12 protein-coding genes are annotated in these 11,948 nt (G+C 67.5%); 5 read left to right on the top strand and 7 right to left on the bottom strand.

All coding sequences use genetic code 11. The features are described from left to right. Positions 1-4: 4 nt before the first annotated feature. Together G1H11_RS09880 and G1H11_RS09885 are read right to left on the bottom strand one after the other, a co-directional pair. A complete protein-coding gene (locus tag G1H11_RS09880) occupies positions 5-646 on the bottom strand; it encodes an HD domain-containing protein (RefSeq protein ID WP_163818376.1) in 642 nt (213 codons plus the stop codon). 5 nt (positions 647-651) lie between these two features. Next, complete coding sequence (locus G1H11_RS09885; RefSeq protein ID WP_163818377.1) at positions 652-1,335, bottom strand: iron-dependent transcriptional repressor DtxR; 684 nt, start codon at positions 1,333-1,335, stop codon at positions 652-654. A 137-nt stretch (positions 1,336-1,472) separates the two neighbouring features. Between G1H11_RS09885 and G1H11_RS09890 the strand changes: the two genes are divergently transcribed. Next, a complete protein-coding gene (locus G1H11_RS09890) occupies positions 1,473-2,276 on the top strand; it encodes an AAA family ATPase (RefSeq protein ID WP_163818378.1) in 804 nt (267 codons plus the stop codon). Further along, a complete protein-coding gene (locus tag G1H11_RS09895) occupies positions 2,273-2,563 on the top strand; it encodes a hypothetical protein (protein WP_163818379.1) in 291 nt (96 codons plus the stop codon). The genes G1H11_RS09890 and G1H11_RS09895 overlap by 4 nt, the downstream gene beginning before the upstream one ends. Before the next feature lie 103 nt (positions 2,564-2,666). Here the strand turns inward: G1H11_RS09895 and nagA are convergent, their stop codons facing one another. Then, positions 2,667-3,800, bottom strand: a complete 1,134-nt coding sequence (nagA, locus tag G1H11_RS09900) for an N-acetylglucosamine-6-phosphate deacetylase (RefSeq protein WP_163818380.1) — start codon at positions 3,798-3,800, stop codon at positions 2,667-2,669. Positions 3,801-3,831: 31 nt separating this feature from the next. Between nagA and G1H11_RS09905 the strand changes: the two genes are divergently transcribed. Then, complete coding sequence (locus G1H11_RS09905) at positions 3,832-4,584, top strand: hypothetical protein (protein WP_163818381.1); 753 nt, start codon at positions 3,832-3,834, stop codon at positions 4,582-4,584. Between the two features lie 385 nt (positions 4,585-4,969). Here G1H11_RS09905 and pdxH read toward each other — a convergent pair whose 3' ends face one another. Beyond that, positions 4,970-5,611: a pyridoxamine 5'-phosphate oxidase gene (gene pdxH, locus G1H11_RS09910; RefSeq protein ID WP_216843618.1), complete on the bottom strand. Its 642-nt coding sequence runs from the start codon at positions 5,609-5,611 to the stop codon at positions 4,970-4,972. 220 nt (positions 5,612-5,831) lie between these two features. On the opposite strand from pdxH, the gene G1H11_RS09915 reads away from it, so the two are divergent. Next, entirely contained in the window at positions 5,832-6,938 is a 1,107-nt protein-coding gene (locus G1H11_RS09915; protein WP_163818382.1) for a citrate synthase 2, read from the top strand. Positions 6,939-7,065: 127 nt separating this feature from the next. After that, entirely contained in the window at positions 7,066-8,193 is a 1,128-nt protein-coding gene (gene serC / locus G1H11_RS09920) for a phosphoserine transaminase (RefSeq protein WP_163818383.1), read from the top strand. 1,299 nt (positions 8,194-9,492) lie between these two features. Here serC and thpR read toward each other — a convergent pair. Genes thpR through G1H11_RS09935 form a run of 3 tightly spaced genes read right to left on the bottom strand, consistent with a single transcriptional unit; the run spans position 9,493 to position 11,814 of the window. After that, the gene (gene thpR / locus G1H11_RS09925) at positions 9,493-10,047 is read right to left on the bottom strand and encodes an RNA 2',3'-cyclic phosphodiesterase (RefSeq protein WP_163818384.1); all 555 of its coding nucleotides are present in this window, start codon (positions 10,045-10,047) and stop codon (positions 9,493-9,495) included. Positions 10,048-10,066: 19 nt separating this feature from the next. After that, positions 10,067-11,389 carry an MFS transporter gene (locus tag G1H11_RS09930; RefSeq protein ID WP_163818385.1) on the bottom strand — a complete coding sequence of 441 codons (1,323 nt, stop codon included), beginning with the start codon at positions 11,387-11,389 and terminating at the stop codon, positions 10,067-10,069. Next, a complete protein-coding gene (locus G1H11_RS09935) occupies positions 11,386-11,814 on the bottom strand; it encodes a MarR family transcriptional regulator (RefSeq protein ID WP_163818386.1) in 429 nt (142 codons plus the stop codon). The genes G1H11_RS09930 and G1H11_RS09935 overlap by 4 nt, the downstream gene beginning before the upstream one ends. Between the last annotated feature and the right edge of the window lie 134 nt (positions 11,815-11,948).

The raw sequence follows: 11,948 nt of genomic DNA on the forward strand, positions 1-11,948 counted from the left end.
CGCTTCAGCCAGAGCGCAGCTCGGCGAGTTCGGCCGTGAGGTTGTGGCGGGCCGCGCTCTCCCACAGTGCCCGCCCGGTCACGGTCCGGAAGATGGGATCCCTGGCGACGAGGCTCTCCAGGACGGCGGTCCGGCCGGTGCGGAATGCGTCGTCGGGCACGTGCCTGTATTCCTCTCGCACCGCCTCGGTATAGGTGCGATAACCGTCCGGATCCCGGCCGAGCACCGACAAGTCGGCGTCGCACATGACGGCGCCGTTCGCATCGTCCGACGCGGGTTCGTGGTTGATGGTGGTCAGGACCAACCTGATCACCTCGCCGACGCGGGCGGCGGCCAGGCCGAGATCGCGTAGGCACTGTGCGGCCAGTTCGGCGCTGGCTCGCTCGTCGTCGCCGGGTCGTCCGTCGTACACGGCATCGTGGAACCACACGGCAAGCCGCACGGCGTCGGAGTCGGCAGCCTCAGCGGCCAGTGTGTCGACGGCGTTCAGAACGTCTCGCAGATGCGTGATGTCGTGGTAGCGCCGGTGCGGCTGCGACCATCGGTCCAGCAGGTCGCGACCGCACCGGATGGCGTCGTCGCCACGGCCGGTCAGGCTGGCCCACCGGGCGGCAAGGCGAGCCTTCTCCGCCACCGCCGGCTGCATTGGGATCAGGCGGCGCTGACGAACACGTGGCTGGCGTCGCTCTGGGTGAGTTCCACGGCCTCCGTGCCCAGCAACTCGATACCGGAGTCGGTGGTGGTAGCGCGCACGGTGCGCCCGGGGGTGACCTCCGCCCGGCGCAGTGTGGCCAGAAGCTTCTCGTCGACCTGCAACGGCTCGCCGATGTGCTGGATGGTGACGTTCACGCCGGAGGAGTTGCTCGCATGGCGAAGAGTCAGAACCCCGGCCCGGAACTCCTTCACCTCGACGTCGCTGTCCAGTTCCGCCATTCCGGGAATCGGGTTGCCGTAGGGGTCCGACGACGGCTCGTGCAGGAGGTCGACCAGGCGCCGCTCGACAGCCTCGGACACGACGTGTTCCCACCGGCAGGCTTCGTTGTGAACGAGTTCCCAGTCCAGCCCGATGACGTCTACGAGCAGCCGCTCTACCAGGCGGTGCTTGCGCATGACGCGCGTGGCCAGGACGCGGCCCTTGTCAGAGAGTTCCAGATGCCGGTCCTCGTCGACGTGGAGCAGTCCGTCGCGCTCCATGCGGGCCACCGTTTGACTCACCGTAGGGCCGGACTGGTGCAAGCGCTCGGCGATCCGGGCGCGGAGGGGCACGATGCCCTCCTCCTCAAGCTCAAAGATGGTCTTGAGGTACATCTCTGTGGTGTCGATCAGGTCGCTCACCGAAACGCTCTCCTCGCTTATGCCAACCCGGACCCGCCAGTGCAGGCCCCGTTACCCGCTCGTGCCTCTCCACGCTCAACCATATCTCTCGGCGAGGCCTGACGCCGGTGTGTTCATTCGTGGCAGACTCCACAGTTGTGCCGATTGTCAGCGTTGTCAGCCTCAAGGGAGGCGTGGGGAAGACGTCGGTCGTTCTCGGACTGGCCGGGGCGGCGCTGACACAGGGTCTGTCCACGGTCGTTGTCGATCTCGACCCTCAGGGCAACGCCACCACCGCTCTCGACCCCGACGAGATCAAGCTCACGGCCAATGATCTTCTGTCCGACGGTTATCGTGGGCGTCTCTCCGACGCGTTGGTGGCGAGCGGGTGGGGGGATGAGGTCCGGCTGCTGGCAAGTGAGCCCGCACTGGAGCGGCGCAATACTCCGGCGGACGGCTCCGGTGGCGAACATCGTTTGCGGGTGGGGCTGTCCGGGCTCCCGGACAGCGATCTTGTGCTCATTGACTGCCCGCCGAGCCTGGCGCAGCTCAGTACCAATGCGCTTGTGGCCAGCGACTTGGTGCTTGCTGTCACCGAACCCACGATGTTCGCGGTCACCGGCGTCCACCAGGCGCTGGCCGCGGCCGACGTGGTGCGGCGAGGTTACAACATGCGGCTGCGTCCCGTCGGCATCGTCGTCAACCGCTACCGTTCTCGGTCGGCGGAACATCGTTACCGGCTCGACGAGCTCATCGCCGCCTACCGGGACCTCGTGCTCGACCCCGTGCTCCCGGAACGGTCCGCGATCATGCAGGCCCAGGGAAGCTGCGTGCCCGTGCAACGATGGCCTTCGCCGGGGGCACGGGAGGCGGCCAGGGTGTTCGCCGCTTACCTGCGTGAGATCCTGAGTGCGGTACGGAACGCGGACCGGACCACGTTCCCGGGAGGAGGATCGTCGTGACTACCTCGACACCATCCCCGCGGCCAGCTTTGACCCGGCACGGCGACGGTTCGGTGATTCCGGCTGCGCCGCACCTGTCGTCGCTCGCTGTCGACGCGGCCGCCGTCGTCAAGTCCGCCAAGAAGGCCCGCAAGCGGGCCAAGAACAAGCCGGCTGACGACACGGTGAACCTGACGGTGGTCCTCAGCAAACGGGACCGCAAGCGGCTTCGCCGGCGAGCCGAGGACTACGGCTGGACTGCGGAGGAAGCCGCCGCGCATGTGTTGCGTGCGTGGGCGGACGATTAGCCGCTCCGGGCCGCTCCAAATGATCATGTAAACCATGTTTTCCCGTGCTTCGCCATGCCTGCAGGCCTGGTGCCGCACGGGAAAACATGGTTTACATGATCATTTAGGGGGTGCTCGTCCAGGTGCCGCGGGACATGACGGCCTGGACATTGAGGTCGGCGTCGAGCAGCACGATGTCGGCGTCGTAGCCCTCGGCCAGTGCGCCCGTCCGGTGCCCGATGCCCAGCAGCCGTGCCGGATTGGTGGAAGCGGCTTGGACGGCGTCGGTCATCGTGAAGCCGGCCTCCGTCACGGCGAATCGGAACGCCGCGTCCATGGTGAGGGTGCTGCCGGCGATGGAACCGCCGTCGACGAGCCTGGCCACGCCATCGCTTACGGTGACGGCCAGTCCTCCGAGGACGTACTCGCCGTCGCCCACGTCGGTTGCCGCCATCGCGTCGGTGACCAGCGCCACCCGTCCGGCGCCGGCGGAACGGTAGGCGTGCGCGGCGACCGCCGGATGCAGATGCACGCCGTCGAGGATGAGCTCCACAGTGACCCGCTGGTCTTCCAGCAGCGCCAGGATCGGGCCGGGCTGCCGATGATGGATCGGAGTCATGGCGTTGAACAGATGCGTCGCGACGGTCGCCCCGGCGTCGATCGCCTTGCGAACCTGCGCGTACGTGGCATCGGTGTGGCCCACAGCGGCGATCGCGCCCGCGTCCACGATGCTCCGGATGGCGTCCAGCGCCCCGTCGAGCTCCGGGGCCAGCGTCACCATGCTCACCCGGCCACGACCCGCGTCGAGCAGCCGGTGAACCACGCGCTGCTCCGGAGCAGCGAGGGCATTGGGGTCATGGGCGCCCTTGCGTTGCGGCGAGATCCAGGGTCCTTCTAGGTGCACGCCGGCGATCAGTCCGTCATCCGCCAGATCGGCGAGGGCTCGCACGTCGCGCTCCAGGGCGTCCGGAAACCCGGAGACGAGGCTGGCGACGATCGTGGTGGTGCCATGCCGGCGATGCGTCTCGGCGAACGTCCGCACCTGCTCCGGATCGGCGCCGACGACGGTCGCTCCGCCACCGCCGTGGGTATGCAGGTCGACGAAGCCGGGGACCAGCCAACCGGAGACCTGGCGATCGGCCGGCCGTGGTGGTGTACCGGCGCCGATACTGGCGATGCGCTCGTCGGTCACTTCGAGCCAGCCGTCGTCAACGACGCCGTCGAGGGTCACGATCGACGCGCCAGCGATAAGTGTCATGCACTAGAAGGTAGCCGGTACCGTCGAACCCATGACGCTGACCATCGACCGGCGCTTCCGCGGCCCGGCCTCGTCGGGCAACGGCGGCTACGTGGCGGGCCGGCTAGCCGGGTACCTGGACGCCGACGCGGTGACGGTGACGTTGCGCCGTCCGCCTCCCCTGGAGGTGCCCCTCGATGTGCGTGTGGACGCCGGTGGCGTCGTACTCCTCCTAGACCCCGCAGGCGAGGGCGAGACGGACGACGCGACCGCCGCGAGCATGCCGGCGGCGTCGGCCCCGGGCCACGTCACGGTCGCGGAGGCTGCCCCGGCGGATGAGAGCGCTCTGGTGGCTGTGCCGGCCGTCGGTGAGCACGACGCCCGGGAGATATCGCGCGCCTATCCGGGGCTGCGTGAGCATCCCTTCCCGGAGTGCTTCGTCTGCGGTACTCGACGCCGGGCCGGTGACGGCATGCGGCTCTTCCCCGGCAGGCTCGGCGACGGAAGGACAGCGTGCGTATGGACGGTCGACGAGGATCTCGCGGCAGACCCGTGCTTCGTCTGGTCGGCGCTGGACTGCCCCGGCGGCTGGAGCGCGCCCATCGAAGGGCGCCCGATGGTGCTGGGGCGAGTGACGGCTCAGGTCGACGACGTCCCGGCCGCAGGCGAATCGTGCGTGGTCATGGGCAGGTTGCTCGGCACGGAGGGACGCAAGACGTGGACCGCGACCACCGTGTACGGCGCGGACGGTCGGCGGCTGGGAAGTGCCCACGCCACCTGGATAACCATCGGCTCTGCTCGCTGAGAGAAAAACCATTGCCTCGCGCCCCGTGTCCCGTCTAGCGTATTGAGTACACGGGAAAGGAGGTGGTCTCAGGAATGCATAGTTCTTGGACTCGTGAGGTGGCTGCTCGTTAGCCGCCCTGCTCGACGCAGGACCTGGTGACACCTGGTTCGCCGGCCGGACGGCTGGCAATCTCGAGCAGTCACCCGGCCCGTGGGCTCCCGGGGCTTAGTCCTCCTGGGCCGTGTCATCCGACACGGAAGCAGCCCACGGGCCGCTTTTTTGTTCAGTCGAAAGGACTTCCAGCGTCGTGGTGCCGGTGTGCGCCCGGTGCGCACATGCTCGGACGCTCCGCCGTCACAGCGCCTGCGAATACCGGCGCCGTGGCCGCTCCGTGGTTTTCACATCAGGGCGCCAGCCGCTGGATCGCCCAGCCGTCGTCGCCGTCACGTCGGTAGACCAGGCGGTCGTGGAGCCGCCCGGGACCGCCTTGCCAGAACTCGACCGTCTCCGGCAGGACCCGGTAGCCGCCCCAGAACTCCGGCAGGGGGATGGTGTCAGGGAACCTCTCGGCCACCTGGGCAGCCTGTGCTTCGAGCTCGTGCCGCGATGTCAGTGGAGAGGACTGCGCGCTGGCCCACGCCCCGAGTTGCGACTCTCGGGGTCGGGTGAGCCAGTACGCCTGGCTTTCCTCCCGCGAGATGGCCTCGGCCACTCCGCAGACGCTCACCTGCCGCTCCATCGGAAACCAGGGAAAGCAGAGGGCGACGTGCGGATTCTGCGCGATTTCGACCGCCTTGCGAGAGCCATGATTCGTGAAGAACACGAAGCCCTCGGCATCCAGCTCCTTCAGCAGCACGTGGCGGCTGCTCGGTATGCCCGACGATGTGGCGGTGGATAACACCATCGCGTTCGGCTCGGCGAGCCCTGCGGTAAGCGCGTCGTGCAGCCAGTTCCGGAACTGGGTGAAGGGGTCCGGCGGCGCATCCTGTTCCAAGAGCCGCGCCGCGGTGTAGCGTCTGCGCATCCGGCCCAGATTGTTCTTCACACGCCAAGCCTTTCATTCGTGGAGCCTCCGCGCCTACCGACTCTCCGGTGCAAGATCTTCGGACGGAGAGCCGTTGCGCACGAGAAATGTGGGAAACAGCACATTAGGTGCGTCTGAACTTGTAACAAGTCACCATGCCGTGGGCATGATGGACACTCTGCCTTGATGGCTATCGTCCCGTGTGCGCTGTGTTACATGGGCCTGACACGAAGGAGTGTGCATGTCGGAGGTCCAGCATGGCCTGGAGGGCGTTATCGCATTCGAGACGCACATCGCCGAGCCGGACAAGGAAGGCAGTGCGCTTCGCTACCGCGGCGTCGACATCGACGACCTGGTAGGGCGTGTGCCGTTCGAACGGGTATGGGGCCTGCTGGTCGACGGGAGTTTCGATCCGGGTCTGCCGGCCGACGAGCCGTTCCCGATCCCGGTGCACACCGGTGACGTTCGTGTCGACGTGCAGAGCAGCGTCGCGATGCTGGCTCCGTTGTGGGGCTTCCAACCGTTGCTGGACACCACCGACGACGAAGCCCGCGCCCAGCTGGCCCGAGCCACCGCGATGGCGCTGTCCTTCGTCGCCCAGTCGGCTCGCGGCACCGGGCTGCCCATGGTCCCGGAGAGCCAGGTCGACGAAGCTAGCAGCGTGGTGGAACGGTTCATGACGCGCTGGCGCGGCGAGCCCGACCCGCGGCACGTCAAGGCCGTCGACGCCTACTTCACCTCTGCCGCCGAGCATGGGATGAACGCCTCTACTTTCACCGGCCGGGTGGTCGCGTCGACCGGCGCCGATGCCGCGGCGTCGCTGTCCGCGGCTATCGGCGCCATGAGCGGGCCTCTGCACGGCGGTGCCCCCTCGCGTGTCCTTGCGATGGTCGAGGAGATCGAGCGCAGCGGCGACGCCGTGGGCTATGTCAAGGGCATCCTCGACCGTGGTGAGCGGCTGATGGGCTTCGGCCACCGCGTCTACCGTGCCGAAGACCCACGGGCGCGCACCCTCCGCCGGGTTGCCAAGGAGGTCGGTGCTCCCCGCTACGAGGTCGCGGAGGCCTTCGAGAAGGCCGCGCTGGCGGAGCTCGCCGAGCGCAAGCCGGACCGTGTGCTGGCCACCAACGTCGAGTTCTGGGCCGCGATCATTCTGGACTTCGCCGAGGTGCCGGCCTCCATGTTCACGTCGATGTTCACCTGCGCCCGGACCGCCGGTTGGAGCGCCCACATCCTCGAGCAGAAGAAGACCGGACGCCTGGTCCGGCCGTCGGCCATCTACACAGGCCCGGGCGGTCGCTCCCCTGACACGATCGAGGGCTGGAATCCTGACTGGTCGACCGCCTGAGTAGCCCAGCGCCACGAAGGCCGCGCCGCACCCGGGTAGGAATCCGGGCGTCGGATGCGGCACAATGGCTTCGCGACAGCGTGGTCACGTACCTGAAATCAGCCGGACACACACCGGAGAGGATCAGATGACCACCGACTTGCAGATCCCCGCTCACCTCAAGCCTGCCGACGGCCGATTCGGTTCGGGACCCAGCAAGGTCCGTCCAGAGGCGCTGGCCGCTCTTGCACAGCACGGCGCCTCGGTGCTAGGCACGTCGCACCGGCAGGCGCCGGTCAAGAACCTCGTGGGCCGGGTCAGGGAGGGCGTCGCGGCCCTGTTCGGCCTCCCCGACGGATACGAGGTGATTCTGGGGAACGGCGGAACGACGGCCTTCTGGGACGCTGCCGCGTTCGGGTTGATCCGCTCCAAGTCGCAGCACCTGTCGTTCGGCGAGTTCTCCTCCAAGTTCGCCTCGGTCGCCGGTGGCGCGCCGTGGCTGGAGGCGCCGAGCGTCATCAAGGCTGAGCCGGGCACGCTGGCCGCGCCGGCTCCGGAGGACGGCGCCGACGTCTACGCGTGGCCGCACAACGAAACGTCCACCGGGGTTATGGCGCCGGTGCGCCGCGTGGAAGGCGCGAGCGACGACTCGCTCGTCCTGATCGACGCCACAAGCGGTGCCGGAGGCTTGTCGGTCGATCCCACGCAGGCCGACGTCTATTACTTCGCGCCGCAGAAGAACTTCGGTTCCGATGGCGGTTTGTGGATCGCGGCATTCTCGCCGGCGGCGCTGGCGCGGGTGGAGGAGATCGCGGCGAGCGGCCGGTACGTGCCGACCTTCCTGGATCTGCCCACCGCTATCGACAATTCCCGCAAGAACCAGACCTACAACACACCCGCGGTGGCCACGCTGTTCCTGCTTGCGGAGCAGCTCGACTGGCTCAACGGAAACGGTGGTCTGGAGTTCGCGGTGGGACGGACCACGGACTCGTCCAGCCGGCTCTACAGCTGGGCGGAGAAGACGCCTTACACGACGCCGTACGTCGGTGATCCGGATGCGCGTTCGCTGGTGGTCGGGACTGTCGACTTCGACGACTCCGTCGACGCGGCCGCCGTCGCCAAGGTGTTGCGCGCCAACGGCGTGGTCGACGTGGAGCCGTACCGCAAGCTCGGCCGCAACCAGCTGCGGGTAGCGATGTTCCCCGCTGTCGACCCGGCTGATGTGGAGGCGTTGACGGGCTGTGTCGACTGGGTCGTGGAGCAACTCCGAGCCTGAGCGAGGAACGAGCGATGGTCGGAGTGTGACCATTGGTTTGTGCAACTCCGAGCCTGAGCGAGGAACGAGCGATGGTCGGAGTGTGACCATTGGTTTGTGCAACTCCGAGCCTGAGCGAGGAACGAGCGATGGTCGGAGTGTGACCATTGGTTTGTGCAACTCCGAGCCTGAGCGAGCAACGAGCGATGGTCGGAGTGTGACCATTGGTTTGTGCAACTCCGAGCCTGAGCGAGCAACGAGCGATGGTCGGAGTGTGACCATGGTTGTGCGGCTCCGGGCGGGACCGTCGAGAGTCGTGGCTGGTTCCGCTGGGCGACTCACGACGAGGAAGGGCCCGGAACCGTTGGGGGTTCCGGGCCCATCCTTATGTGGGTGTCTCCCGCTTCACCAGAGTGATAGGTCGTAGCGCAGCGGGAGAAGTGTGGCGGACGGACACGTCGGGAGAGGCACCTGGCTGTGCGGGCGGCAACAGCCAGGCGCTACCCCGGATACCTCCGCGTGGAGGCTTTGCGCTCCCCCGCCGTGTTCGTTCGTGTCGATCGTAGACTCCGGCCTCGTGCCGACGCGATCATCCTTTCGGACACCTTCGCGTGGCCAGGTGGTGTATGAATGTCGACGTTCGCCCGGTGAAACGCGGAACGGGACGGCGAAGCCGTCACCCGGTATTCGGAACTCAATCCCCGGCGTGGGATCCTCAAGTAGAGCGGCGACGGGGCCGAATCCCCGGTAAGGTCGCAGCTTGGAGGCGGTGTGAGGCCCAAGGAGACGCGACGTATCGTCGCGACGGTGCTGGTGGTGATGATCGCTGTGGTGGTCATCGCTGCGATCGTGTGACGTCGAACGCACCCGAGAGGGGCCGTTCCGCGTCGGAGTTGGCGCGGTGACTTCGTCTCGGCTGGATGGCCACGCGGCTCTCCCGTCATAGTGGGAGTTCGGGCTGCGTTGCCGGGCGTGAGCCGGCGTGTACCTGAGCCGGCGTGTCCCCAGTCCTGGGTCGCGGGTAGGGGATGCCCACGATATGCGCCGTTGGCGTGTGTGAAGCGTCGTTGGAAGGGCGTGTGAAGGGCCGTGGAAGTTCCGGCCGGTGCTCGTGGGTTTAGGACGGTCGTGCCTCGTGCCGTGTGATTTCCGCCCGGTTGTGGCGGCGGGGCGCTACACGACTGACCGCACACCTGTTGTGAAGATCGTCGTGGGCGTTATGACTGGAGCAAAATCCGTGGTCAAAAGGTTGTGAAGATCGTCGTGGGCGCTATGGCCGGGTAAGAGCCCGGCGGGGGAGGCGCGCGGGTCTGTGGCCTGTCAAGGCTTGCCGAAGGGAAGTTCCGCGACGGTCTCGTAGCGGGCGCGCCCGTCGCTCCCGGCTCGCAGATGTGACTGGATCAGGCTGAGGTGAGTGGCCCGCCAGGGTGGCCCGTTGTATTCCGACAGGGCATCGGCATACGGCCGGAGATCGGTGTCCGGAGTACGTGTCCGGGCAACGGTGACATGCGGGCGGAACGGGCGCGCAGGCGCCTTCTGGGACGATCCGGCTCGCCGCCCAGCGGCTTCGGAGGAGGCGGCGAGGCGGCGCAAGAGGTCGGTGTCGCCGTCGACTCCCGCCCAGAGCACGGCCCGCCCGAACCGGCCGGAGCCCACGACGCGGAGATTCATCGGCACGTGCCGACGTGCGGCCCGGGTCAGCCGTTCGATCAGCTCGCTCAGGCGTTCCGGTGGCATCGACCCGTAGAAAGCCAGGGTGACGTGCAGTGATTCCGGCCTGACCCAGCGTAGATGGTCGTCCCGGACGGCATCCACGGCCGCGGCGAGGTGGTCGCGGACGGAGCCGGGCGGATCGATCGCCGCGAACAGTCTCACCGGCAGCCTCCTGCTGGGATTACGCGGCCTGAGGGCCCGCATCCCTACCGGGCCCGGTATTCAGCCGGCCGCGCTCGTGGGGCAAGTTGACGATGACAGCGAGGCCGGGTCGAGGGCGGATCCTCGGCCGCACGACGATACCGCTTCGCGGAGCGATGAACACCAGCGCGACGATGGCGATGATGATCGTCAGGATTCCGCCGCCGATGAACGACCATGGTGCGCCGAAGACGTCGGCGACCCAGCCCACCACGGGCGCACCGATGGGCTTGCCGCCCATGAGGATCATCATGTAGAGCGCGAGCACCCGTCCGCGCACTTCGTGGGGAACGGTGGTCTGGACGTATGTGTTCGACGCGATCAGCACGGTCATGGTGATCAGGCCCAGCGGAGCCAGCGCCAGGGCGAATAGTGCGTAGGTGGGCATCAGCGCGGCGATGATCTCGACGATCCCGAAGACGACCGCGCCGCCTACGATCAGCCTGCGGCGGGGGTACTTCCTGCGCGCGGCGAGGAGCGCTCCGGTGAGCGTCCCGACGGCCAGGATGGAGCCGAGGATCCCGTACTCGCCGGCACCTTTCTCGTAGACCTCGGTGGCCATCAGGGCCATCGTCAGTTCGAAGTTCATGCCGAACGTGCCGAGGCCGAACGCGACGAGCATGACCATTACGAGATCCGGCCTGGACCGCACATAAGTGACGCCCTCGAACAGGCGGCTGATGGCGCCGCCGGCGTCGGACCGATCCGCCTTGGCCGCGGGCCTGGCGCGCAGGAGGATCAGCGCGATGATGGGCGAGATGAAGGTGGCGCCGTTGATGAGGAAGACCCACCCGGTGCCGATCGCGTGAATGAGCAGCCCTGCCACGGCGGGTCCGATGAGCCGGGCGGCGTTGAACGACGTGCTGTTCAGAGCAATGGCGTTGGGCAGTTCATCGGGCGAGACCAGTTCGGAGACGAAAGACTGGCGGGCGGGATTGTCGAGTGCCTTGCCCACTCCGAGAAGGAACGCCAGGACGTAGACGTGCCAGATCTGCGCCACGTCGGTGAGCGTGAGGGCACCGAGAACGAGGCCGATGGTGCCCATGAAGGCGTTGGTGCCGATCAGCAACGGACGCTTCGGCAACCTGTCCGCCAGGAGTCCGCCGAACGGCGCGACGAGCAAGAACGGCACGAACTGCAGCCCGAGCGTGACACCGCTGGCCCGGGCGCCGCCCTCGAGGACGATCAGGACGAGCCACAGCTGGGCGATCTGCTGCATCCACGTCCCGATGTTCGAGACGAACATGCTCGACCAGTAGAGCCGGTAATCGCGATGTCGGAGCGAGCGGAAGGTATTTTTCACGAGCGCGTCAACTTCTCCAAGATGGGTAGTACGTCCCGCAGCTGTCTTCGTTCCTCCCTGGTGAGCTCGCGCAGCCGGTGAGCGAGCCAGGCGTCGCGGCGCTTGCGGTCCGCCGCTGTGCGGCCGAGCCCCGCCTCCGTGATGCGGACCACCGCGAGCCGGCGGTCCACCGCGTGCGGTTCCCGGACCACGAGCCCGAGTTCTTCCAGGCTGGAGACGGTGCGGGTCATCGACGGGGGGCGGACCCGCTCATGTGCGGCGAGCTCGCCGACGGGTGTGGGCCCCAGGCGTTCCAGGGCACCGAGGGTGGCGAGCTGGTTGAGCGTGAGGGAGTCATCCTCCCGCTCATTGCGCAGCCGGCGACTCAGCCGCCCGATAGCGATCCGAAGCGAACTCGCCAGCCCTGCTTGAGTGCGCGGCGGCACCGCCGGGGATGTACCTGGGGCGGTGCTGGAGGAGGGATTCACTGTCGGCACTTTGGTTACTATAACTCATTACCTTTGCTAAATGCCAGTGGCAAAGGTCGAACTCAGTCCTGACGTCTTGACGCGGTCAGCTG

The organism is Phytoactinopolyspora alkaliphila (assembly GCF_010550695.1).
Taxonomy (GTDB): domain Bacteria; phylum Actinomycetota; class Actinomycetes; order Jiangellales; family Jiangellaceae; genus Phytoactinopolyspora; species Phytoactinopolyspora alkaliphila.